The sequence below is a fragment of the Microcoleus sp. B3-A4 genome (genome assembly GCF_036705385.1).
In the GTDB taxonomy this organism is placed as follows: domain Bacteria; phylum Cyanobacteriota; class Cyanobacteriia; order Cyanobacteriales; family Microcoleaceae; genus Microcoleus.
In genome coordinates this window covers 42325-65060 of sequence record NZ_JAUBUI010000033.1, presented here as the reverse complement: position 1 = coordinate 65060, position 22736 = coordinate 42325, and the positions used below count along the sequence as shown (strand labels likewise).

20 protein-coding genes, 1 tRNA gene and 1 pseudogene are annotated in these 22736 nt (G+C 46.2%); 13 read left to right on the top strand and 9 right to left on the bottom strand.

From position 1 onward, the window contains the following. Positions 1 to 309 precede the first annotated feature (309 nt). The gene (locus tag QUB33_RS15300) at positions 310 to 1188 is read left to right on the top strand and encodes a choice-of-anchor L family PEP-CTERM protein (RefSeq protein WP_333351453.1); all 879 of its coding nucleotides are present in this window, start codon (positions 310 to 312) and stop codon (positions 1186 to 1188) included. A gap of 155 nt (positions 1189 to 1343) precedes the next feature. Then, positions 1344 to 1508: a hypothetical protein gene (locus QUB33_RS15295; protein ID WP_333351452.1), complete on the top strand. Its 165-nt coding sequence runs from the start codon at positions 1344 to 1346 to the stop codon at positions 1506 to 1508. A gap of 166 nt (positions 1509 to 1674) precedes the next feature. Here QUB33_RS15295 and QUB33_RS15290 read toward each other — a convergent pair whose 3' ends face one another. From QUB33_RS15290 to QUB33_RS15275, 4 genes are all read right to left on the bottom strand, one after another. Further along, positions 1675 to 2871, bottom strand: a complete 1197-nt coding sequence (locus QUB33_RS15290; protein WP_333351451.1) for a pentapeptide repeat-containing protein — start codon at positions 2869 to 2871, stop codon at positions 1675 to 1677. Between the two features lie 108 nt (positions 2872 to 2979). Then, on the bottom strand, positions 2980 to 3828 hold the full coding sequence (locus QUB33_RS15285; protein WP_333351450.1) for an alpha/beta hydrolase: 849 nt from the start codon (positions 3826 to 3828) through the stop codon (positions 2980 to 2982). 194 nt (positions 3829 to 4022) lie between these two features. Then, on the bottom strand, positions 4023 to 4748 hold the full coding sequence (locus QUB33_RS15280; RefSeq protein WP_333351449.1) for a DUF3120 domain-containing protein: 726 nt from the start codon (positions 4746 to 4748) through the stop codon (positions 4023 to 4025). Continuing rightward, positions 4741 to 5325: a hypothetical protein gene (locus tag QUB33_RS15275; protein ID WP_333351448.1), complete on the bottom strand. Its 585-nt coding sequence runs from the start codon at positions 5323 to 5325 to the stop codon at positions 4741 to 4743. Before QUB33_RS15275 ends, QUB33_RS15280 begins: the two co-directional genes overlap by 8 nt. Positions 5326 to 5904: 579 nt before the next feature. Here QUB33_RS15275 and QUB33_RS15270 point away from each other — a divergent pair. The 5 genes from QUB33_RS15270 to QUB33_RS15250 all read left to right on the top strand — a co-directional run bounded on the left by QUB33_RS15270 (position 5905) and on the right by QUB33_RS15250 (position 8639). Then, positions 5905 to 7134: a ferrochelatase gene (locus tag QUB33_RS15270; protein WP_333351447.1), complete on the top strand. Its 1230-nt coding sequence runs from the start codon at positions 5905 to 5907 to the stop codon at positions 7132 to 7134. Between the two features lie 291 nt (positions 7135 to 7425). Then, positions 7426 to 7668: an AbrB/MazE/SpoVT family DNA-binding domain-containing protein gene (locus QUB33_RS15265; RefSeq protein WP_333267447.1), complete on the top strand. Its 243-nt coding sequence runs from the start codon at positions 7426 to 7428 to the stop codon at positions 7666 to 7668. Next, the gene (gene mazF / locus QUB33_RS15260; RefSeq protein ID WP_333351446.1) at positions 7665 to 8009 is read left to right on the top strand and encodes an endoribonuclease MazF; all 345 of its coding nucleotides are present in this window, start codon (positions 7665 to 7667) and stop codon (positions 8007 to 8009) included. Before QUB33_RS15265 ends, mazF begins: the two co-directional genes overlap by 4 nt. A gap of 4 nt (positions 8010 to 8013) precedes the next feature. After that, positions 8014 to 8301, top strand: coding sequence for a DUF433 domain-containing protein (locus tag QUB33_RS15255; RefSeq protein ID WP_333351445.1), 288 nt, complete (start codon positions 8014 to 8016; stop codon positions 8299 to 8301). Between the two features lie 77 nt (positions 8302 to 8378). Further along, positions 8379 to 8639, top strand: a complete 261-nt coding sequence (locus QUB33_RS15250; RefSeq protein WP_333351444.1) for a DUF433 domain-containing protein — start codon at positions 8379 to 8381, stop codon at positions 8637 to 8639. A gap of 17 nt (positions 8640 to 8656) precedes the next feature. Here the strand turns inward: QUB33_RS15250 and QUB33_RS15245 are convergent, their stop codons facing one another. Further along, positions 8657 to 9823: an aminotransferase class V-fold PLP-dependent enzyme gene (locus QUB33_RS15245; protein WP_333351443.1), complete on the bottom strand. Its 1167-nt coding sequence runs from the start codon at positions 9821 to 9823 to the stop codon at positions 8657 to 8659. A gap of 95 nt (positions 9824 to 9918) precedes the next feature. Between QUB33_RS15245 and QUB33_RS15240 the strand changes: the two genes are divergently transcribed. From QUB33_RS15240 to QUB33_RS15225, 4 genes are all read left to right on the top strand, one after another. Beyond that, the gene (locus QUB33_RS15240) at positions 9919 to 11715 is read left to right on the top strand and encodes a TM0106 family RecB-like putative nuclease (protein WP_333351442.1); all 1797 of its coding nucleotides are present in this window, start codon (positions 9919 to 9921) and stop codon (positions 11713 to 11715) included. Between the two features lie 135 nt (positions 11716 to 11850). Further along, complete coding sequence (locus QUB33_RS15235; RefSeq protein WP_333351441.1) at positions 11851 to 12933, top strand: esterase-like activity of phytase family protein; 1083 nt, start codon at positions 11851 to 11853, stop codon at positions 12931 to 12933. A gap of 56 nt (positions 12934 to 12989) precedes the next feature. Continuing rightward, a tRNA-Asp gene (locus QUB33_RS15230) sits at positions 12990 to 13063 on the top strand. Positions 13064 to 13141: 78 nt separating this feature from the next. Further along, entirely contained in the window at positions 13142 to 13804 is a 663-nt protein-coding gene (locus QUB33_RS15225; RefSeq protein WP_333351440.1) for a Uma2 family endonuclease, read from the top strand. 58 nt (positions 13805 to 13862) lie between these two features. On the opposite strand, the gene QUB33_RS15220 is transcribed toward QUB33_RS15225, so the two are convergent. Together QUB33_RS15220 and QUB33_RS15215 are read right to left on the bottom strand one after the other, a co-directional pair. Further along, positions 13863 to 14072: a hypothetical protein gene (locus tag QUB33_RS15220; protein WP_190735803.1), complete on the bottom strand. Its 210-nt coding sequence runs from the start codon at positions 14070 to 14072 to the stop codon at positions 13863 to 13865. Positions 14073 to 14169: 97 nt separating this feature from the next. After that, positions 14170 to 14667, bottom strand: a complete 498-nt coding sequence (locus tag QUB33_RS15215; protein ID WP_333351439.1) for a DUF393 domain-containing protein — start codon at positions 14665 to 14667, stop codon at positions 14170 to 14172. A gap of 385 nt (positions 14668 to 15052) precedes the next feature. Here QUB33_RS15215 and gltX point away from each other — a divergent pair. Further along, positions 15053 to 16495: pseudogene (gene gltX / locus QUB33_RS15210) on the top strand (glutamate--tRNA ligase); the annotation flags it as partial. A 402-nt stretch (positions 16496 to 16897) separates the two neighbouring features. Continuing rightward, positions 16898 to 17332, top strand: a complete 435-nt coding sequence (locus QUB33_RS15205; RefSeq protein ID WP_333351454.1) for a CAAD domain-containing protein — start codon at positions 16898 to 16900, stop codon at positions 17330 to 17332. A 149-nt stretch (positions 17333 to 17481) separates the two neighbouring features. On the opposite strand, the gene QUB33_RS15200 is transcribed toward QUB33_RS15205, so the two are convergent. Both QUB33_RS15200 and QUB33_RS15195 read right to left on the bottom strand, forming a co-directional pair. Beyond that, positions 17482 to 21138, bottom strand: coding sequence for a CHAT domain-containing tetratricopeptide repeat protein (locus QUB33_RS15200; RefSeq protein WP_333351438.1), 3657 nt, complete (start codon positions 21136 to 21138; stop codon positions 17482 to 17484). 40 nt (positions 21139 to 21178) lie between these two features. Next, complete coding sequence (locus QUB33_RS15195; RefSeq protein ID WP_333351437.1) at positions 21179 to 22369, bottom strand: transposase; 1191 nt, start codon at positions 22367 to 22369, stop codon at positions 21179 to 21181. Between the last annotated feature and the right edge of the window lie 367 nt (positions 22370 to 22736).

Sequence of the window (22736 nt, the reverse complement as noted above, 5' to 3'; positions counted from 1 at the left end):
ATTTTAGTGCATTAAAGAGAGCTAGAATGTATTCGCATTCTGCCACATCTCTTGATGAGATTATTCGCGCTTATTGTCTCATTTTTATTTGAAACAACTATAGTCTGTGTAACTGTATTTTTGCATCCGTATTTTTGCGCTGAGGTTTAAAGGGTGACTAATTGCCAAGAACTACCAAAAAAATTAACCCCAAAAAGCGTATATACACTTATGTGTAAAGTTATTGTAAAGGCCCTAGACATTGATACTTATATAATGTAAAAATGAAGTTGTGCATTGGATCAGGTTTGTATCTTCCAGGAAAAATTTATGATAATTACTCACAAAATCGCTGGCTTAACAGCTACCTTAAGTACTGCTCTGAGTTTGTTGGCAGCACCAGCAATGGCATTTTCGGTAGGGGCCACTAATAACGCTGAGATTTTAAAAAATAATTTATTGGGGGCTAATACAGCCGGGTTGAGTAATTTCTCTGTTTCAACTACGGGTAATTCGGCTGCTTTTGGTACTTTCACTAATGACCCCTTCGGTTTGACATCAGGTGTTGTTCTGAGCACTGGTAAAGTCACCGATATACCGGGTCAGAATCGGAAAGATAACTTCACGACACCGGACAGCGATTTAAGCACGGACTTTGGTCCTAAGGGTGAAAAGGGGGATTTGACTCAGCTAAACCTCAGCTTTTTTGCTGATAGCACGGTGGAAAAGTTGTTCTTTGAATATGTATTTGCTTCTGAGGAGTTTCCTGAGTTCGGCGGTTCTCAATATAATGACGATTTTGAACTGCTGTTGAACGGCACTAATTTGGCTAAATTGAGCGACGGAAAAACAGTTACGATTAATAATCTTGTTCCCGATCCAAATAATCGCTCTCAAGATCATCCTGACTATATTGACAACCCAAGTTTGACAGGTATTGCTGCTAACATCATTAAGCTGGACGGTTTTACTAAAGTTTTAGGTTTTGAGGGTTTGCTCAAGAAAAATCAGACGAATGTTCTCAGTATCCGCATTAAAGATGTGGGCGATGGCAAGTTAGATTCTGCTGTATTTATTAAAGGCGGTTCTGTGGGGACGGTTCAACCTGAGCCGGTTCCCGAACCGATGACTGTGGGGGGTTTGATGGCGGGAGGCGCTATGCTGGCTGCTGGACGAAAGTTACGCAATCGCCGTGGCGGAAGTAATTAATAACGGAAGGAAGAAGGAAGTTCGGCAACGAGCAATGTACGGGATGTAACGGATATAACGGATGTAAAGGATAGAAGGAAGAAGGAAAAAGAAAGAAGGAAAAAACAGAACAGGAACCATTTTGGCGGTTGCTGTAATATGAATCTCGATTAGCCGTGTTGGAGACAGAAACGGGGTTTGATGAACGAAAAGACCTCGTTGCAGTTCAAGAACCGGGTAAAAAAACTCGGTTTCTGCGATCGCGATCGCGTAATATCATGTCAAGTAATTTAACCATTATGGGTACGCAGCGAGGAATGCAAGTCCTCATGCAATTCTGACGACGAACGCCCTCCCTACGAACCAATTTTCTTGCGGTTGTTCTAGCGGACAGAATATAAGTTTTGATCCAAAATTCGCGAAGGGCAAATTTTTTTGTATTTGGAGTTGCAGCAAATATTTTGGGTAAAACCCGCCTCTACAACAACTGACTAAAAACTAAATCTTTTAGCTATGAACAGTACCGTCGGGTAAGATTGTACCTGTTAATGTAGTCCGGGTGAGTTTGACCATAACTCGATCGCCGTAACCGATTTTCGCTCCTGTTAAGTCAGCACCGCTCAAGTCAGCACCGCTCAAATCGGCTCCGATTAAGTTGCTTTCTCTCAAGTTGGCATTGATCAAACAAGCTCCTAACAAATTGGCCCTGAACAAGTTTGCTTGGTGCAGATTCGCGCCTGTGAGATTGACGTTGTGTAGAAAAGCATCACTTAAGTCCGCTTCACTCAGGTTTGCATTGCTCAAGTTTCTTCCTGAAAAATCCTTTTCTTTTAAGGAAGCTCCTTTGAAGTTGGAACCGCTCAAATCGGGAGCTTGGGGCCCAGCTTGGCGGTAAGACTGAGATGACTGAGATGGCGGCGGCTGCGATTGGTAGCGGGACGCCTCTGAATACGGCCCTGCAGGGTTTCCCCCATAGTTTCCCGCATAATTTCCAGGATATTTTCCTGAAGAGGGTTCAGAAGAGTAGCGGGGTTCTTTTGGGTTGGCCGGTGGTGGCTGGGTGTTTTGGTGCTGGGTGTTTGGATACTGACTATTTCTGTACTGAGTGTTTTGGTACTGAGTATTCGGTTGCTGAGTGTTTTGGTACTGAGTATTGGGTTGCTGGGTATTTTGTTGCTGGGTATTTTGTTGCTGGGTGTTTCTGTACTGAGTATTTTGTTGCTGGTTATTTTGTTGCTGGGTGTTTTGTTGCTGAGTATTTTGTTGCTGGGTGTTTTGTTGCTGAGTATTTCTGTACTGGGTATTTTGTTGCTGGGTAGTTTGTTGCTGAGTGTTTCTGTACTGAGTATTTTGTTGCTGAGTGTTTTGTTGCTGAGTGTTTCTGTACTGAGCGTTTTGTTGCTGGGTGTTTTGGTGCTGGGTGTTTTTGTGCTGGGTGTTTTGGTACTGGGTGTGTTTGTGCTGAGTATGTTTTTGCTGAACGTTCTGATTCTGACCTCTTGGTTGAATCGATCGCAATTTTTCGCGAGCTTGATTAATTTCCTTAATCTTTTCTTCAGCTTTCTGTAGTAGTCTGGGATTATCTTTGGGGATGCGATCGGGGTGCCAAATGAACGCTAAATCCTTGTAGGCTTGGCTAATTTCTTCTCTGGAAGCTCCCGGCAACAGTCCCAGCACTTTATAGTATTGGTCGAGGTCGTTCATTGTACCACCTTTCGCTTTAAGAAATTAGGAATTAAAAATTAAGATCGGAGCAAAAGCCGTTCTCAAAGCTTGCTTGTCCGATCGTACATTAGATGAACAATAACTCAGCTAAGCCGCTGCTGGCAAAAAGTCTCGAATTAGCTGCAAGTATGTTGCGGCATCCTCCAGCATCGGAAAGTGAGCCGTATTAGGAATTATAACAAATTCTACTTTTTTGCTCAGGGAGGCTGCTTGCTCTCCCATGACGGCGGGGATAATTTGGTCAAATTCTCCGGCCACAAGCAGTGTGGGAACACTCAGCCGCGCAAATTCTTGGGGCATTTCCTCGGCTGCTCTTTTGCTGACTGCCGTCACCATTGTACCTATAGCAGCTTGCTCGTCTGCCATTAAAAAATCCTTGAGAAACGCCACACTGACCTCTGTGGGCAGGGAACGGCGCAAAAACCGAGCCATAAATAGCCGATCGGCAAATGGTATGGATGCCAACCAAGAGGCTCTAAATTTTACCACATAGCCACCGAATTTGTGAAAAGTTGTAAAAGATTTTTCGTCGTATTCAAAAATACCGCTGCAAGTGAGAATTGCTTTTTCTACTTTTTCGGGGTAAAGGTTGAGAAATAAAGTAGCAATTGATGCTCCTGTGGAGTGAGCATTGAGAAAGACGCGGCTTAAATTCAGAGATTCTAATAATTCAGCTAAGTCACGGGCGTAGGTTTCGAGTTCGTAGCTGGACTCAGGAGGCTCTTTTGGCAAGGGCGATCGACCAAAACCTCTCATATCGTAGAGCAAACAATCAAAATCATCAGCAATAGCCCGTGCCGTGCTTTCCCAGTAGCGCGCTGAACCCGCCCACCCATGCAGGAATACCATCACTGGTTTCCCGCTGGGTTGGGCACTGTTATCTGCCGTTATCCACTCGTAATAATGTTCTACACCGCGAATTGAAATGAAAGACATGATATTGATTTTGGATTCTTAGATTTTAGATTTTAGATTTTAACTCATAATTGTTCACTAAATACCAAAATTCCCGACTTCTTAAAGAAGTCAGGAATCTCAAGACTACATCTATCAAAAAATCTGGGTTAATCTGCGTCAATCCGCCCACATCTGCGGTCAAAAATTACCAACATAGGAACCAATCATAAATCTTAAGCCGCAGAAGCAGCCAGCCAAAATAAGCCGTCTACTAAAAGAGTGCTCAAAACTGCTCCGCTGAAAGCGCGCCAGTGCAGTTCTCGATCGCGCAAACTCAGCAAACCTACGGTTAGCAACACAGCGATTAAAACTAGAGCACAGCCTATGCCCCAAGGAGTTTCGATTTGACCGATCGCACTTTGAAAAATCGGCATTGCTAATTCCGGTTCCGCGTGCATCACTTGGCGCCAGTAGGGCATCAAGCCTGTTAAGTAAAAATATAAATCAGTAATGGCAGTACCCAATAGGGAACCCAAGTAAAAATAGCCGCCAACTTTTCCCCAAGATTTACCCAAGCACCAAATAGCAAAAGGCAAGCCAATTGACTCTATAGGTAGATGTAAAATAGGTTCCCATCTGAACCAGCCCCAATAGATAGAACCTGCCAGCCAGCATCCGGCAAATCCTAATAATAAATCTCCCCAAAGTTGTGTTTTGGGGCGGAAAATTAGGATTAAACTCAGAACGAACCAGGGGATAGTTGACAGCAAACTGATGGTTGGATATAAACGCACTAAGGGTGCTTGCACGAATACGGGAATTGAGACTAAAAATGCTGAGGCGCTAAATATTAACCACTGTTTGATGGTGTTTGTTGTGGCTGAAGTGAGAGAATTGTCGAGACGGGCGATGGTGGCAATAGGTGCGATCGCTGATGATACTAAATTAAGATTAAACAACTGATTGGACTCCGTATTGTTTCAATAGGTGGACTAAAAATTTTGCTGCGGTTGTGGGTGCGACAGTCTCAATGCCGGCGGCGGTGTGGCTGACGTGCCAGCCTTTTGCCGTTTGGGGAGCTCGCCATAAATCCAAATGTTCGATCGCGGGATCAGCATAAAAGCTTTCTCCACCGCCACCGAGAATTGCTGAACTCCAGTGCGTAAAGCGATCGTGGCTGATTCGGTGGATGGGAAAATTGCCCCCCAGGGGTACTCCCCAACCGTCTAAGGCAAAAAAAGCCCCGACTTTGCCGCCGAGTTGCTGCCACATCCAAGCCGCCCCGATCGCCCCGGCTACTCCTGCCGAAAAGCTGACAAATACTAGACTTTCTCCTGCTAAGTCTTCGCTGCACAAAAAATGCAATATGTCAATAGCTGAAAAAGGCGGATATTTATGAGCGGGAAAAATCTTGACAGGCTCGACTATTTGCTGGTTTGGGCGATCGGCTGCCAGTTCCCAAAGCCCCGAAAGTCCCGCCAGGAAACAGTCGGTTAGCTTTGGTTCGTGGACTCCGGGGCAAATTACCAGTCTCATAGTTCGTCAAGAAAGTTAATATAGTTCGCAACATAACTTTATCATATAGCTACTATATCATATACTACCCCTGGGGATAGGGTGTTAAACTTATAATAGGGTCAAGTTTGAAGAGTATCCCCCCAAGTTAAATGCTGGGAACGCTCCAAACGGCATTAATCTGAGGCAAAGTGAGGGAGTCTTAAGAAAACATGAAACTTATCCCCCCCCGCCCCATCTCCTGTCAAGCTTAGCAAAGGCTGATTCTAGTTTTAAGCTGTTCTGTATTTAGATTTAACTTTTCCGGCGGCGTCGAAGCCGACCCCACAAAAGCTTAAAGAAACAGGATTGTGAAAATTAGAGGCCTGCCAGCTTAGCTGCCCTATGAATTTTGGGTCAGGGTCAAAAAACCGACTTAGGACTGATGCTCATCAATCCGGTTTCTAGGATAAATAAGAGGTTTGACCGGGAAGTATGGGCCAAGAAACCGGGAATCAGCCCCGCGCTCGTCAGTCGTGCGATCGCACACAATGAAAAATCTCCGATTCCCCCTTCATCCTGCCTGGATCTCTTAGAATAAATAAAATTGAGGAATACAAAGTGGTTGCTTCTCCAGAAAAAATCGATTTCAAAACATCTGCAGCACCCGCAAGTAACGATCGCGTTGCTGTATTGCTGATGGGTTACGGCGAAGTCGAAAGCTACGACGATTTTGCCAACTACAACGAACAAGCTTTAAATTTGCTTACGGCAAAGTTTGCGCCAGTACCGCTTTGGATTTATCCGCCGCTGGCGAAGATTTTAGCAATCTTTGACTTGCACGAGTGGAGCCACCAACACGGTCAATTCGTTTCGCCGCACAATGCAATTTTTGAACAGCAGCGCGCTGGGATTGAAAAGAATTTACAGGAGAAATGGGGCGATAAAGTAAAAGTGTTCAAAGCTTTTAACTTTTGCGCGCCGTTTTTGCCGGAACAAGTAATTCCTCAAATTCAAGCAGAAGGATTTGACAAAATTCTGATTTATCCGCTGTTGGTAGTTGATTCTGTTTTCACCAGCGGCATTGCAGTCGAACAGGTGAATAAAGCTTTAGCACAAACCTTTGATGGTAAGGAACATTGGGTAAAAGGACAGCGCTACATTCCTTCTTTTTACGATGAACCTGCTTACATCCAGCTAATGGCGGATTTGGTTGAAGAGGAAATTAAGAACGATTTAGCTGTAGCGCATTTGCCTTCTCAGATTGGGATTGTGCTGATGAATCACGGTTGTCCGCACAAGGCGAAGGGCTTTACTTCGGGAATTGTGGAAAGTCAAGCTTTGTACGATCGCGTGCGGGAACGTTTGATGTATCGCTATCCTTTGATTTCAGTGGGTTGGCTGAACCACGACACACCGCTGATTGAATGGACACAGCCGGATGCGACGTTGGCGGCGAAGAATTTGATTGATTTGGGTGCAACTGCGATCGTCTTTATGCCGATCGGATTTGCCACAGAAAATCACGAAACATTGTTAGATGTAGACCACATTATTGAGTCTTTACAGAAACAGCGTCAAGGAGTTACTTACCGCAAATTGCCTTGCGTTAACGACCATCCAGAGTTTCTGAAAATGGCGGCCGAGTGGGCAAATCCGCAGATTGAAGCGTTGTTGAGTGAGACTGCGGTTGCTGTTAATCCGAGTTTGGCTGCGGCGCAGCGCGAGCACAGTCATTCTCATGAAGGGCACGGTCATTCTCATGGGGATCACGGGCATTCTCATAATGATCACGGGCATTCTCATGGCGGGCACGGGCATTCTCATGGCGGGCACGGGCACAGTCATTAATAGGACTTAGGCCTGAGAGCTCAGAAACCGGGTTTTTTGCGAAGATACTGCATGGAAATGGCAGATTTAGTGAAAAACCCGGTTTCTTTTGTTGGGGTGCGTAGGTCGAAATTTGGGCGAAAAGGGCGATCGACCTTTGTGTTTTTAGAGAAAGGGCGATCGACTTTTTTATCAAATTTTCTGTGCTTGTCAAACATCCGCTTAGTCGCTAGACTGTAGATACTCTGTATATACTTTCTCTTAGAAAGGGTAAATTCCTCAGAGTGATATCACTAATAAGAGGTTCAGGCTATGGTTGCGACGATCGCAAAATGGGGAAATAGTCTTGCTATTCGGATTCCACAGAATTTAGCTAAAGAGATTAACTTGGCTGAGGGTTCTGAAGTGAAGCTTGTCTTGATAGATGGCAAGCTGACAATCGAGCCTATCGTTCGTCGGCGGTATTCGCTTGAGGAGCTGATCGAGGCAATGACGCCAGAGAATGTTCATACTGAGATTGATACTGGAATTGCTGTGGGGAACGAAGTTTGGTGACACAATCAAATCCCTACATTCCGAGTCGAGGCGATATCGTTTATTTAGACTTTGACCCAACTAAGGGACACGAGCAAAAGGGACTTAGACCTGCTTTTGTGCTGTCGCCTCGTTCCTACAACGATAAAAGCTCCTTAGCTCTATTTATGCCGATTACAAAACAACAAAAAGGGTATCCTTTTGAAGTTATCCTACCCACTAGATTAAAAGTTCAGGGAGTAATTCTTGCAGATCAAATTAAGTGTTTAGACTGGAAAGCTCGCGGTATTCGATTGGTTGAGTCAGTATCTCAAGATGTAATTGAAGAGGTACAAGCTAAAATAGAGCCGTTGTTATTGTAAAAGCATGAAGTTCACGGGGCTGGATAAATCAGACGATCGCGCTTTTCCTGAAATCACCTATGCCCGCGGCGCTAGCGGTCAACTCATACCCGTTTTGCGCGGCACTCGGTTGCGGGTGCAAACAGTAGTAGTTGCAGCCCAGAAATGGGGTTTTTCGCCACACCAAATTGCCACTGAGTATGATTTAAGTGAAGCTCAAGTGAACGATGTTTTCGCTTTTTATGCGGCCCATTCTCAGGAAATAGATGCCTCTATTGCCGCTGAGCGAATTATCGAAGCTGCCAATGGGTAAACCGCTATTGCATCTGGATATCGATTATGACCATCAAAGAATAACTTCTCCAAACCATTGAAACACTGCCTGATGACTTGCTAGCACAAACGCTGCAATTCGTCCAAACCCTTCAACATCCCATTCACAAAACTCCAGGAATTTGTGGCGGTGCAGCGCGAATTCGCGATACCCGCATTCCCCTCTGGACGATAATCGCCTACCAACAACAGGGCGCAACTGAAGCCGAACTTCTTTATAATTATTCAGGACTCACCCTTCAAGATTTGGAACCGGTTGCGAACTATTACGAACACAACCGAGAAGAAATCGAGCTGTGGCTTGCTGAAAATGGATAACTGCCGATCCTAAAGTTTTACTCAAATGGAAACTTCCCTATGGCGATCGCCTCAACCAACTTATCAATCTCGGCCTCATTTGTAAAATAGTGAACACAAGCCCGCACACAATCAGGATTAAGAATAGTCCTTACCATAATTCCCTGTTTCTCCAACAAATCGACCAGCTTTTTGTGAGGCCTCCCATTAGTTAATCGAAACGAAACTAAACCTGCTTCTGGCGCAGATTTTCGCAAACATTCCACATCGGGAAGTTCCGACAAACGCTCCCAGAGATACTTACTCAAACGGCAAATTTCTGCATACCTTTCCTCGATCGTACCCCATTCATGTTGCAGGGCGATCGCACTCCGCAAACCCGCATACAAAGGATAAGCCGAAGTCGCAATTTCATAGCGCTGCGATCCAGACTTCCACCCAAGCACTTTAGCATTAGCATCCGTCACAATTCCCCGCCAACCGATAAACACCGGATGCAAATCTGCCAAAGCTTCCGCACTCACATAAAGCCCCCCCAAACCTTCCGGACCACACCACCATTTATGACCCGTAAAAGCATAAAAGTCAACCCCAGATTCAATCAAATTCAAAGGCAAAACCCCCACAGATTGAGCCGCATCCACTAACACTTTGACTCCTGTTTGATGACACACTTTCACAATCTCAGCCAGAGGCAAAACTTGGCCAGTATTCCACAAAATGTGACTGATAACCAACAAGCGAGTATTTGGCCGCAAACTATCAGCAATCACCGCCACCGGATCGCCCTCATTCAAAGTTGCCGCCAACGGACAAATCGAAACCTCAATGTTGAAACGGCGCTGAAGTTCCATTACACTAGCTACAATGCCGGGGTGTTCGCAGTCAGAAATCAGCAAATGGTCGCCTGCTTTCCAGTCAATGCCCCACAGCGCAATATTGCAGCCGACCGTGACATCTTCAGTCAGGGCGATGGTTTCAGGAGGTACCGTCAACTCAGATGCGATCGCACGTCGCGTCAGCATCGCCTCCTGAACCACCCAAGCCCCCACCTCCGCCGAAAACGGCCCCCCAAGCTGTACCCGTTTGTAAGCCTGATAAATCGCGTCTAAAGCAGGCTCAGGCAGCGGTCCTTGTCCGCCGTAGTTAAAATAAGCTTTATTAGCCAAAGCTGGGAATTGTTGCCGGTGATTGTCCTTTGTCATTTTTTTTGGGGAATTATTGATAGCGTTAATATTGAATAAGTAATGCTGTGAATTTTATACCTTTTGCCTGATACTCTATGCCTTGCGAATACTAAATGTTAATAACTGACAAACTACTACTTTCCTATCAGCGATGCCATCTCCGAGCATTTTTAGACACCTGCGGAGACTGGAAACAACTCGACCCCCCCAGCGACTTTTTGCTGAAACTGATGCGCGACAGCGCCGCATACCAGCAGCAAGCTTTGGAACACGAGACTTACCAACAACCATATTATCCTAGAGGGGATTGGGAAGCCGGCGCGGCCGCTACATTGAGTTTAATGCAGCAAGGGGTCGATCGCATTTACCGAGGAGTTCTGATCCAAGGCGAATTCGGCAAAACCAACGCCACAACAACTTCTGTGGTAGGAATTGACAGTCAATATTTCCCAGAATTTGGCGAAATCCCCGAAACTCCCGTTCATCTTTCATCCTCCAATCTGCACTCTTCAAACATTACCCTGATCAGCCGCCCCCATTTATTAATCAAACAGCCGGGACAATCAAAATTTGGCAATTGGAGTTATATTACTGCGGATATTTGGCTTAGCAAGCGACCAAAACAAGAGTATCAAATTATCGCAGCTTTTCACGCCCAAGTTTTAGCTTCCGTACAGGAAACAATGCCCGAGACTGCGTGGCTGATGCTGCGAAAAAAAGGGTGGTGGCAGGTGAATCTAGACCAGCGAACTCCTCAGATGTTCGAGATTTTAGACAACTGCATTCAAATGATAGAAGATGGGGATAAACCCGAGGTGTTCATTTCCCGGCAAAAGTGCAATCTTTGCGGTTGGTATACTATCTGTCACGCCGAAGCCGAATCTATTAAACATCTTTCCTTATTGCCGGGAGTTACTGCCAGCCGCTATGCTAGACTAAAAACTCTCGAAATTACTGATGTTAAAGCTCTCGCTAATGCTAGTTCCGAACTGCTAGCTGAGTATCCAGAATTCCCGGACAGAGTTGCTTTTGATGTGGTGCAGCAAGCTCAATCGCATTTGCTAAATCAACCGCTTTTGCGGGAAGAAGGAAGAAGGAAGAAGGAAGAAGGAAGAAGGGAAGAAGGAAGGCACGACACGGATACAGGGATTAACGATCGAGAAGAAGGTAGAAGTGAGAATTCAGAAGAACTTAACTCATCTGAAATCGTACCAGATATTGTCTACAATATCTTGAATGGCATCGCAGTTGAGGAAGTAAAAATTAGAGAAAATAAGCCTGCGACATCTTCTATACCTGCGCCAATTCTCCGCAAGAAACCAATTCCCTATTCCCAATCTGTCTTTTTGCCGACCGCCCCAATCGAACTCTACTTTGACATTGAAGCAGAACCCGAGTTAAACTTGGATTACCTCCACGGAGTCTTAGTTGTTGACAGGTACAACAATACGGAAAAATTCCACGGTTTTTTAGCAGAATCAGCAGCAGAGGAGGGTGCAATCTGGGAGCAATTTTTAGAATTAATGTGGGCTTACCCCATTGCTCCGATTTTCCACTTTTGCGACTACGAAGTCAAGACTTTTAAGCGACTGGCTAAACTTTACAATACTCCAGCTTATTTGTGGAAACCCGTGCTGAAACGGTTTGTAGATATTCACAAACAAGTGACGCAAAAGGCGATTATGCCGGTGGAAAGTTACGCACTCAAACCAATTGCCCGCTGGCTGGGTTTTGACTGGCGAGATGCTAAGGCTAATGGTGCTCAGTGCGTCTGCTGGTACGACGATTGGCTCAAAACCGGCGATCGATCGCTCTTAGAGGCGATCGTCCGGTACAATGAGGACGACTGTCGTGCTACTTATGTGGTTAAAGATTGGTTGACCAATTTTTTGCTGAATCATGAGCCGTGATTTTTAGATTTAACGAACCGCGAAGACGCGAAGGGGGCGCGAAGGAAGAAAGGGAAGAGGAAGATAGGTAGTAATGTATTTATTGGTAAAATGCGAAAGCTAGGAAAAGCAACTATATTTATTGTCTGTTTTTTGATGGCAGCAACTGTTGCTATTTGGGTAAACCAGTCAGCCAAATCTTTCGCCGTTACCAAAATAGATTTTATCGGCAGAGCAATATTTCCTACAGGTTCTCCGTTTCAGGGGACGGAAATTGGCGGACTATCGAGCATTACTTATGATGCCGAAAAACAAGTTTATTATGCCATTTCTGATGACCGCAGCAGCAAGGCTCCGGCGCGCTTCTATACTCTCAAAATTAACTTGCAATCTGGTAAACTGGAAAAACAGCAAATTACTTTTACTGGTGTCACTACTTTATTAGATGAAAACGGCAAAGGTTTTCCTGAATTAAGTTTAGATCCGGAAGGGATAGCTTTTACTGGCAATAGCGTTTTTGTTTCTTCTGAGGGAGATGTCGATCGCCAAATAAATCCTTTTATCAAAGAGTTCTCCCTTGATGGTAAACTCCTGAAAACGCTGGCAATTCCTGAACTATTTTTGCCCGACGACAAGGGCACTAAAGGCATCCGCAACAATCTCGCTTTTGAAAGTTTAACTTTAACGCCCGATCGCAAATACCTATTTACAGCTACCGAAAACGCCTTGGTTCAAGATGGCGCCGTAGCTTCCCTGGAAACCGGGAGTCCGTGCCGGATTTTGCGCTACGATGCGGTGAGCGGCAATCCTGAAGCATCGTTTCTCTACATCACCGAACCGCTACCGCCTGGCGCGAATCCTGTGGGAAAATTAACTAGCAACGGTTTAGTGGATTTGTTGGCGATCGACGATAACCGCTTGCTGAGTTTAGAGCGTGCTTTCTCCCTGGAAACCGGCATAACTATCAGAATTTTTGAGATTTCTCTGGAAAAGGGCGATCGTATTGAAGCACTCGAAAGCCTCAAAAGCCGTCTCAGCGAGGTTTCTCCCGCTCAAAAACGCCTGTTGCTGGATTTGGAAACTCTGAAAATTCCCCTAGACAACATTGAGGGGTTGACATTTGGCCCCGCCCTAGCGGATGCTAGCAGAGGTCTGATTTTGGTGAGCGACAACAACTTCAGTCCCCTGCAAGAGACTCAAATTTTGGGCTTCCAAATAAAAGTTCAAAAAACCTCTTGACAAAAGGTGAAGTGATAGGCATAATAGAAATTGTGCCTGAAAAAACGGCAAAACGAGGGACAGTAGTTCAATTGGTTAGAGCACCGCCCTGTCACGGCGGAAGTTGCGGGTTCGAGCCCCGTCTGTCCCGTTCTCTCGTAAATAGAAAGTTTAAAATACAAAGTTTAAGCTTTTGGTATTTTATTAATTGAGTAAGGAGGAGCGAAATATGACCGTTACGCTCATTAACCCCTCCCCAGAAAAAACTACACAGCGGGTGGTATTATCTAATATCAGTTGGCAGACTTACCAAACCTTATTAGCAGAAGCGGGAGACAAGAGATCCTCGCGTTTTTCGTATTCTCAAGAAGTATTAGAAATTATCATGCCATCCGATTTGCATGAAACTGTTAATTGTTTGTTGAAACAGTTTGTGACTACTTTAAGTGACGAATTAAAATTGAAACGCAAGGGATTTGGTTCGACGACTCTAAACCGTGAAGATTTAAAACAAGGTGCAGAACCAGATTCCTGTTTTTATATCCAAAATGTCGATCGCATTCGTGGCCGAAAAATTAACTTGTCAATCGACCCGCCACCTGATTTAATCATCGAAGTCGATCTCACCAGTCCATCTACTAATCGCTTTACTATCTACAAAAACTTAGGAGTTCCTGAAATTTGGAGATATGTGGGAGAGACTGTACAATTTTTTCAACTTCAGAACGGAGAATATGCAAGCTGTGAATACAGTGGCGCTTTTCCGATTGTTTCTTCAGGAATAATCAATCAATTTTTGCAGATGGCCGAGACGGAGGATGATACTACTATAATTGAGGCTTTGCGAGTATGGGTGAGGCACCAGTTGCGATCGCCCGAAAATGAGCAATAATACTAAACTTAATTTAACTAATTCCTTTCTCCCACGGACGATCGACTCCCAGCAGCGCTCAAAGGTGCGAGGAAATAAAGGGTCGGGCTATTTGATATGTCAAAACCAGGACGATGGGCACGAGGATGGGAATCGCCACTAGCAGTCCCCATTTGCCAAACCTAAGTTTTTGACCGTCCGATTTTAACAGGAAAATCACAGCGGCAATTCCCATAAGTATCCAGAGACCACCGAAGCCCATGAAGACTGTATAGCCTGCATCTTGCATTTTTTTTGACCTTTAATAGTAGTCCATCTTTAATGTTAGTTGCAGTCTGTTTCTGCTGACATCTTCTGATAGACCGATCGCAGTTATTAAATATGACTCATTTTGAGTTGGGTTGGCAGCGGCCCTGACTTTGGCACTCGATACGCTGAGTTCGATCGCTCATAATTGTTGCTAAATCCGGCCTTCCCGTCAGCTTCAGCCGCCAGTCTGCCCAAATTCCGTACAGCCAATTGGCGATCGCCCCGATCACTGGTAACTTAGTAACTGCATAAATCCATCCCATACCTAAAATCTCGTAGGTGCGGCGAAAAACCTCTACATTTTTAATTGCCGTACCGTCTGGTAATATCGCGTGAATCCGCCCCATCGCCGTTTCGTAGTCGATTCCGCCGTGGGCCTCCGGGTTGTAGCCATCATCCGCGATATCCACAAACGACACTAAATCTCGCCCCGCGTCCCGTTTTTTCAAGAAATTAACCTCTCGCACGCACAGAGGACATTCACCGTCGTACAGTAACTCAATCTGCCAAGCAGGCGCAGCAGACTCGGGTGAGGGCGCAACAGATTCGGAAAACTCGGTTTTAGCAGCAGACATAGGGAAATATATTTTAATTTCGTCGATCGCACACAAACATTTTATAAGCATTAATAGTTATCAGGTGCGCCTTGGGTACTCCTAAAGCAGTTATTTGTGCTGTGAAAAATAGTCCCAAAGGTGAATCCAGTCTTGGCCGCCCGCAAGCTATTATCATCAAGATGCCTTCTAGTGCGTTGCCGGAGACTCTCGCCCGATCGCTCGTTAGCTCTCGCGATCCCAAGGAAAGCCCTCGAAGAGGAGCGCCTATTATCAAGCAATTCGAGGCAAAGCACCTGCCAAGCACAACTGTTAATTCGGCAACAAAATATAATAAAATTTAAAGTCTTAAACATCAGCTATTCCCCCAACCAGCAAATCGCCCAATCTAAAAGCAAAAATCTACATGAATGTCAGAGTCCGTCTAGCCCCCAGTCCCACCGGAAACCTACACATCGGTACCGCCAGAACCGCCGTATTTAACTGGCTGTTTGCCCGCAACCAAGGCGGAAAATTCATCCTGCGGGTAGAAGACACAGACGTAGAACGTTCTAAAAGCGAATACACCGATAACATCCTCGAAGGACTCACCTGGCTGGGTATGGAGTGGGACGAAGGTCCGAGTTTTCAGTCACAGCGTCTGGAAATATACCGCCGAGCAGTCCAAACCCTTCTTGACAATGGACTCGCCTACCGCTGCTACACCACGTCGGAAGAACTCGACGAAATGCGGGAAGCACAAAAAGCCAACAAACAGGCCCCCCGCTACGACAACCGGCACCGCAACTTGACAAGCAAAGAGCGCGCAGCTTTTGAAGGCGAAGGGCGACAAGCTGTGATACGGTTTATCATCGACGACGATCGCACGATCGCGTGGAACGACATGGTACGCGACACCGTAACCTGGAAAGGTAGCGACCTCGGCGGCGATATGGTAATTGCCCGTGCATCCAGCGGCGGCGTCATCGGCCAACCCCTCTACAACCTTGCCGTAGTTGTCGATGACATCGACATGGGCATCACCCACGTCATCCGCGGCGAAGATCACATCGGCAATACTCCGAAACAAATATTGCTCTACGAAGCTTTGGGCGCGACAATCCCAGAATTTGCCCACACGCCGCTGATTTTAAACTCCCAAGGACAAAAGCTTTCTAAACGCGACGGCGTAACCTCGATTTCTGACTTCAAAGATATGGGCTACCTGCCCGAAGCTTTAGTTAATTACATGACTTTGCTCGGTTGGACTCCGCCGGATTCAACCCAGGAAATATTTACACTGTCGGAAGCAGCAGAATTATTTACATTCTATCGAGTCAACAAAGCCGGTGCAAAATTTGATTGGGATAAACTCAATTGGCTGAACAGTCAATATCTGCACAAAATGCCAGTGCCGCAATTGACAGATTTGCTGATACCTTATTGGTGGCAGAAAGGCGGTTATGAGTTTGACTTGGAGGCTGATCGCCCCTGGCTCGAACAAATAGCTGCTTTAATCGGCCCGAGTCTCGTTCGCTTAACCGATGCTGTGGATATGTGTAAGGTATTCTTCTCCACCACGGTGGAATACGAAGAAGAAGCACTCGCACAGTTGCAGCAAAAAGGGGCTGCAGAGGCTTTACAAGCTGTTGTAGAAGCGATGGAAAGTCATTCGTCCCTGACATCAGCCGAAGCTCAGAAAATCACTAAAAAGCTCAGTAAAGAGAAAAATCTTAACAAAGGGCTAATTATGCGATCGCTCAGAGCTGCTCTGACAGGTGCAATGCACGGCCCCGACCTGATAGAATCTTGGGTAATCCTTCACCAGCGAGGAACCGCTAAAACCCGTTTGCTTGATGCCATTAGCAACTTGAATGGGCCTGCTGTTGGTGTCGCGGACGAAACTCCTACCCCAGAACAACCACACGCAGAAACAGTCGCCGAAAGTTCTGCTACAGAACAGTCAGCAGTGGAGGTTTCAAAAGTCGAAACACCGACTCTTGAAACAGTCGAAACCCCGGTTGTTGAACCATCAGCAGCAGAGGTTTCAGAAGTGGAAAAAGTTGCGATCGAAACAGTCGAAACGCCGACTGTGGAACAAGCAGTGGAAGTTACAGCAGTCGAAATACCGACTTCAGAAACAGGCGAAGTGTCGGCTCTTGAACCAACCGACGGGGAGGTTGCAGCAGTCGAAATACCGGCTCTTGAAACAGTCGCAGCAGCAGTTGAAATACCTGCCGCCAACCAGCAAAAAACTATTGCGAGTGGAGAAATGACTTCATCAAACGAACCAGAAACAACCGTTATTATCACCGAAATTCCTGCCGGAAATGAAGCAGACAGTTCAAGCGGTACAACACAAGTCATAATTACCGACGAACCGCCAAGTCAGACCCAGCAGATCAAAGAACAAATTATCTCAATTTTGTCCGAGTTTCCCGCTTACATCGGCAGCTTTTACGAGCAGTACAAAAGTCCCCTGACTGTTATCGGTGTAATTGTAGCCTCGATTGTCTCTTTGAAAGTGCTTTTGGGGATAATAGATGAACTCAACGACATCCCCCTGCTAGCACCCACATTCGAGCTAATTGGTATCGGATACACCGGGTGGTTTGTCTACCGCTATTTGCTGCGATCGTCCAACCGGCAACAATTAGGTCAAGAAATTCAAGCCTTGAAAGAACAGATTTTCGGCAAAAAGTCCTAAACTTTTGCTGGTAATTTGTTGAATTTGTACCCGAAACTGACAATTTTAAATAAGTTGTCAATTTCGGGTTTTTAAATGACTAATGACTGTTGACTGTTGACTGTTGACTGTTGACTGTTGACTAAGGACTAATCACTAATAACAATTAACTAAACCCCAGTCGCAGTAAAAGCCGCCCAATAATAAGGATTGGTAAAAGGATAGGGTTTGCGGTTGCGAATTTGCTGCAAAGATGCCTCAGCAATCAGGCGAGAACTTTGAGAAAGCCGATCGAACATTTGCGAAATTTGAGGTTGAAAATCCGCCAGCAACACCTCCAATTCCTCGCTAGTCAAATCCCGCAGCCACCTTTGAGCGTCCCCCAGCGCGATCGCCACATCTCCCACCTGCAACCGAGAAAACCGTCCCAGATTTTCATAAAACTTGCTCGTCAGCAGCAGCGTAGAAACATCGTTCACCTTCCAAAGACTGCTGACCACACTAGAGGTGCCAGCATACAACAAACCCGCCGACAAACCCACAAAATCTCCTCCCGCACCGCTAACTCCGCCAGCGGCAATTTCGCAACCAGATAAAGTAACTAAAAAATATTGCCGAAAATCCAGATCGAAAATTTCCTCCAAACTCAGAGAATCATTCCTCAAAAACACGGCGGATTTCAGTGGCCAAGCCAAATTAAGCAAACTCAAACAAGCAAAGTGAGCGCATTTTTTCTGCTGCAACTGCCCTATTTGCTGGGGCAAATTCCCATTATTAGCAGAGATTTCTCGGGAAAAAGCCTCTTTAATTGCCGGCTTATGGCGCACCACTTCTGCACTGGCAAAATACTGGGAAATATTGCCGATTTCAATGTTGCTGTAGAACGTATCTCTGGTGAAAGTTGGAATTGCCAAAAGGTGCTGCAAACCGGGTCTGTACCGACCAATAGCCGCTCCGTGTACACTTTGTCTCAACAGCAATAGCTGACAGCTAGGAGCATAGCGAATTCCTCCGGCAAATCGATCGCTCAAACAAGCAGCAGGCGCTGCAACGTCGCTAAAAGACGAACTTTGAGAAAAATCCGAAAGGCTGTAGGTTTCTACCTCAAAACCGCTGCGATCGCTCCACCCAGACCTAAAAATTCCCCCACCGTCCTCAAACCCGTCACTCCCCGCCAAAGGCAAAGCGTGGAGTGGCAAAGCGTGCAAAAATCGGTGCGGCACAAAAATCAGCCGATCGCAATTATCGGGAATCAGCGCCACCACTCGATCGATTTCCAGTATCGCAGCCAAGCGTTTGAGGCGAGCCGGGAGATGATTGATCCAGCGACCTTTTTGTTCAGAATAAGCGCTGAGGTACTCCTGGGCCCAAGTTTCGGCAGCCAAAGCATTTTGCGGGGAACACAGGTGAGCGGCGGGATATTGTGCACTCTTTACCACCACAAAAGCAACCAGCAACTCCCCCAAACTCGCCCACACCACAGCAGCGCAATTGTCATCAGGCAACAATTGGCGAATTTGCTCGAAAGCGATCGGTTCAACTTTGTGAGCTAGGCTGAAGAAAGGATCGTTTGCCTGCACCTCCCGCGCAATCAACCTATCAAACTGCTTCCACAATCGATTTAAGTGCATGAAGTCCGAGTTCGGCAGCAGAGAACCGCTGTTCCAACCTTGGCTATCGCCCTCAGAAATCAAGGTCGTGTTCGGCTCAGGTTCTCCCTGTTCTTGGTGCTGCTGTTCCCCCGCTATTTCCAGTCGCAGCGACTCCAACTCGCTTCGCACCGCCGCGGGAATTTCGGCTTTCGGAGTCAAGTGGCATTTAACCAGCAGTTCTACCAAATTCCGATTTTTGTGGCGTTCGGCGTATTCCAGAGCCTTAGCGTAATATTCAGGCTGGGTGGCGCCGAGATCCAGGCAAACTTGCACCAGGCATTTATAGAGTCCAGCCCAAGTGCGGGTTAATTTGACTTTTGCGGTACTCGTCTGATCGCCCAAATCGGTCACATCAACCCCAACTTCGCAACGCAAGAATTCAACAGTATCGACCGCAGCAGTCAAAACCCCGTAGGCGCGAAGCAAGTCGCCTCGAACTCGGTAAGCTTGACCCAAATAAAATAAAATTTCAGCCCAGCGGTGGGGATAGGTTTCGCGGGTGTAGACTTGACAGGCGCTGTGATAGCAGCCGATCGCGCTTTCCATGTGGGACAAATTTTCCGCCTCGGTCAGTTGCGAATAAGCCCTGCCGAGATAAATTTGCAGCATTGCCCAGCGGTTGGGATAGGCCTGTCTGGTGTAGACTTCGCCCGCATTTTGATAGCAGGCGATCGCGCTTTTTAGGTTGCGGTTTTTTTCCCCTTTCACGTGTTCGCAGAAAGCGCGGCCGAGGTAAGCACACAGCATTGCCCAGCGTTCGGGAGTTTTTTGGCGGTTGCAAAACAGCAAAGCATTTTGATAGCAGACGATCGCCATTTCCATATTTTCGGCTTTTTCCCCTTTCACCCGCCGACTGTAGATCCTACCGAGGTAAGTTTGGATCGAAGCCCAGGCTTCGGGAAATTTGATGCGGGTGTAGACTTGTAAAGCATTTTGATAGCAGGCGAGCGCCATTTCCAAATTTTCCACCGGATCGCCTTTGATGCGATCGACAAACACCCGACCCAAATTCCTTTGAGTCGTCGCCCACTGCAGCGGAAAAGCTTCCCGAGTCCGCACCTGCAAAGCTCTCTGATAGCACGTAACCGCGTATTCGAGATTTTCAGCTCGGTTGCCCCGCAGCAACTCGCAGTAAGCATTTGCCAAATTATTTTGAGTTGTGGCCCAACGCCGGGGAAACACCTTGCGGTTGTAGACTTGCAAAGCATTTTGGTAGGAAGCGACTGCCAGTTCCAGATTTTGGGCTCGGTTGCCCCGCAGCCGGCGGCTGTAAGCACGGCCGAGATTGTTTTGAGTGCTCGCCCACTCTTCCCCAAAAGTTTCGCGTGTGCGAACTCGCAGCGCGTTTTGATAGCAGGCGATCGCCTGTTCTAGATTGTCTGCCGGCTCTCCTCTGAGACGCTCGCTGTAAGCGTTGCCCAGATTGTTTTGCAGCGTCGCCCACTGTTCCGGGTACTGTTCGGGCGTGCGTACTTGTAGGGCATTTTCAAAGCAAGCGATCGCCTGTTCGATATTTTGAGCCTTATCACCTTTGGGACGATCGCTGTAAGCGTTGCCCAGATTGTTTTGCATCACCGCCCATTCTTGGGGAAAGTCTTTGCGCGTAAACACCTTGGCAACTGTTTCGTAACCGGCAATTTCGATTTCCAAGTTGTGAGCTTTGCTGCCGAGGGGAAACCGCCCAATTTTGTTGCTCAGATTGCCGATTAACGCTGCAATGCGCCTAGTCTCGGATTCTTTGGCAGCAGGGAGTACCAAAGTGGCCCAGTGGCGCAGCAGTTGTGCGAAATTCTGGTCGAGTTTGTCTAAATTGTTTCTCAGCAGCGAGTACAGGTGCTGCGAATCAGCGCCGCGCGCCACTGCCTGCAATACTTCTGCTAAAAAAGCCAGATATGCTGCCCCGGTTGCGGGCAATTTATAATTCCCTTTTGCAGATTCTAAGGGTGCGATCGCCCTTTGGAAAAATTTTGCAGCTTTCAGCAAGCTTTCTCGCGTCAGTGCCACTTCTTCCAAATAAAGCGTTTGCACGAACCCAAAGTCGATCGACTTTGGGTTCGTCCTCAAAATCAAATCTATTCCTGAGTCCCCAGGATTTTCCAGCAGCGCTTGGAGCATATTAACATCAGTTTTGCGACGCTGTTCGTCCATCGTGCATTCCGCCAAACTATTAACCATAGGAGCGCTGATTCCGTGCAACCAAGTGAACTACCCACCCCTAAATCGTAGTACCGAATATAGTAGGGGCTTCTGTACTCATAGGCGAGTGCCTTAGCTTATACTTTCCTCCCAGCTTTGGTCTTACCTCGCATCCTACTAAAGCCGAAACGGCTGAACCTTCCGCCTTTAGTATTTTGATACCTTCTGCTTTCATCTTTATCGCTGCGTTCCCCTCCCGATCGCGATCGGTAGCACAGTGAGGACAAGTCCCTTCCCTCATATCTAATGGCATCTCGGCCATTTGATGGAAACAATTAGAACAGACCTTGGAACTGGAAAACCCTCTATCAATGTCAACTAAGTTCCCGCCTTTGCGAGCCAACTTGTAGGCTAAGAAGTTGGTAAAACTTCCCACAACCTCATCCGATCTTGCTTTGACCCAATTTTGATTGCGAATCATGTCCCAGAAATAAAAGTTTTCTACTATGACCGCGAGGCGATCGCTGACCAACTTATAACTAAGTTTATGTAGAAAATGTTGCCACACATTCCTAAACCGCTCGCATACCTTTCCCACAGCTTTCCTATATTTGTATTCAGAATTACTTCTTTTCTGCTGGTCTGTTAACTTTTGCTGCTGGTGCTTCCAGTTCTTCTCGTGCTTGGCAAAATGCTTGGCATTGTCATATTTAGATACTTTTAAATCGCCAGCAATTCTACCTTCTTTTTTTTTCTGGTTCTCAGCCTTCTTGATTTCAGTCAATATAGATGCAAGATATTTCCATGAACATTTTTTACTAATAATTGAAGTCTGACTTTTCCCCTCACTTAATCTATATCTCTTTATTTGTGTCTTGGTTATTATACTATAATCTAAAATTAGACCACACACAAAATTGACGTTTTTAGGATGCTGAAATAACATTTTTTTAGCTTGACATGGGAACTTATAAAACCCAGCCATTTCATCAAAAAAGTTTTTGTATGCAGTCGTTAAGTTGAGCGTACCAGCTTGCCCAATTTGGCTGTAATACTGACCTAACCCTACACTTCCACCGGATTTTTTAAGAGCAGGCAAAAGTATGTTGAGGCCGGAGCCGCCACGTTCTTTACCAGTTTTTTTATATACTTCAATTGATTGATTTAGCTCGTAATTAGACCACCAACGCGCACCCCCAAAAGTTGAAGCTACTTGTATTTGTTGATTTTGGGTAGGATACAAACGAACTTGGATAGCCTTGTGTAGCAATCAACATCACCTCCTTAATTCTTCTATTCTCTCACAATATACAGTTGACGAGCAAAGCATTACGAAAAAATTTTGTGACGAGGATTACATATTTTCTCTCTTGAAAGCGAGTACCAAAATTACTTGAGGATGCAATCGTCGTCACCCGTCCTTCCCACTATAACGGTACTCAGTTGAGTTGGAAGGGCGCGAAATAGTTAAACCACGATTCACAAGTCCCAACAGACACTCAGATAGCAAAAGTAGCACCTACGATCGCTAATAGTATAATTTTGCGCGCTGCTCTTTAGTAAAATCGCAGTTCAAAACACCGTCAGTCTTTCAGGGCGGGTTCACAGACAGTTCTAAATTTGACAAACCCGCCCTG

Excerpts from the sequence above, each read along its gene's own strand:
- QUB33_RS15300 (WP_333351453.1), top strand. The coding sequence starts at position 310 with ATGATAATTACTCACAAAATCGCTGGCTTAACAGCTACCTTAAGTACT.
- QUB33_RS15290 (WP_333351451.1), bottom strand. The coding sequence starts at position 2,871 with ATGAACGACCTCGACCAATACTATAAAGTGCTGGGACTGTTGCCGGGA.
- QUB33_RS15285 (WP_333351450.1), bottom strand. The coding sequence starts at position 3,828 with ATGTCTTTCATTTCAATTCGCGGTGTAGAACATTATTACGAGTGGATA.
- QUB33_RS15275 (WP_333351448.1), bottom strand. The coding sequence starts at position 5,325 with ATGAGACTGGTAATTTGCCCCGGAGTCCACGAACCAAAGCTAACCGAC.
- QUB33_RS15265 (WP_333267447.1), top strand. The coding sequence starts at position 7,426 with ATGGTTGCGACGATCGCAAAATGGGGAAATAGTCTTGCTATTCGGATT.
- QUB33_RS15255 (WP_333351445.1), top strand. The coding sequence starts at position 8,014 with ATGAAGTTCACGGGGCTGGATAAATCAGACGATCGCGCTTTTCCTGAA.
- QUB33_RS15245 (WP_333351443.1), bottom strand. The coding sequence starts at position 9,823 with ATGACAAAGGACAATCACCGGCAACAATTCCCAGCTTTGGCTAATAAA.
- QUB33_RS15240 (WP_333351442.1), top strand. The coding sequence starts at position 9,919 with ATGTTAATAACTGACAAACTACTACTTTCCTATCAGCGATGCCATCTC.
- QUB33_RS15235 (WP_333351441.1), top strand. The coding sequence starts at position 11,851 with ATGGCAGCAACTGTTGCTATTTGGGTAAACCAGTCAGCCAAATCTTTC.
- QUB33_RS15225 (WP_333351440.1), top strand. The coding sequence starts at position 13,142 with ATGACCGTTACGCTCATTAACCCCTCCCCAGAAAAAACTACACAGCGG.
- QUB33_RS15220 (WP_190735803.1), bottom strand. The coding sequence starts at position 14,072 with ATGCAAGATGCAGGCTATACAGTCTTCATGGGCTTCGGTGGTCTCTGG.
- QUB33_RS15215 (WP_333351439.1), bottom strand. The coding sequence starts at position 14,667 with ATGTCTGCTGCTAAAACCGAGTTTTCCGAATCTGTTGCGCCCTCACCC.
- QUB33_RS15205 (WP_333351454.1), top strand. The coding sequence starts at position 16,898 with ATGACTTCATCAAACGAACCAGAAACAACCGTTATTATCACCGAAATT.
- QUB33_RS15200 (WP_333351438.1), bottom strand. The coding sequence starts at position 21,138 with ATGGTTAATAGTTTGGCGGAATGCACGATGGACGAACAGCGTCGCAAA.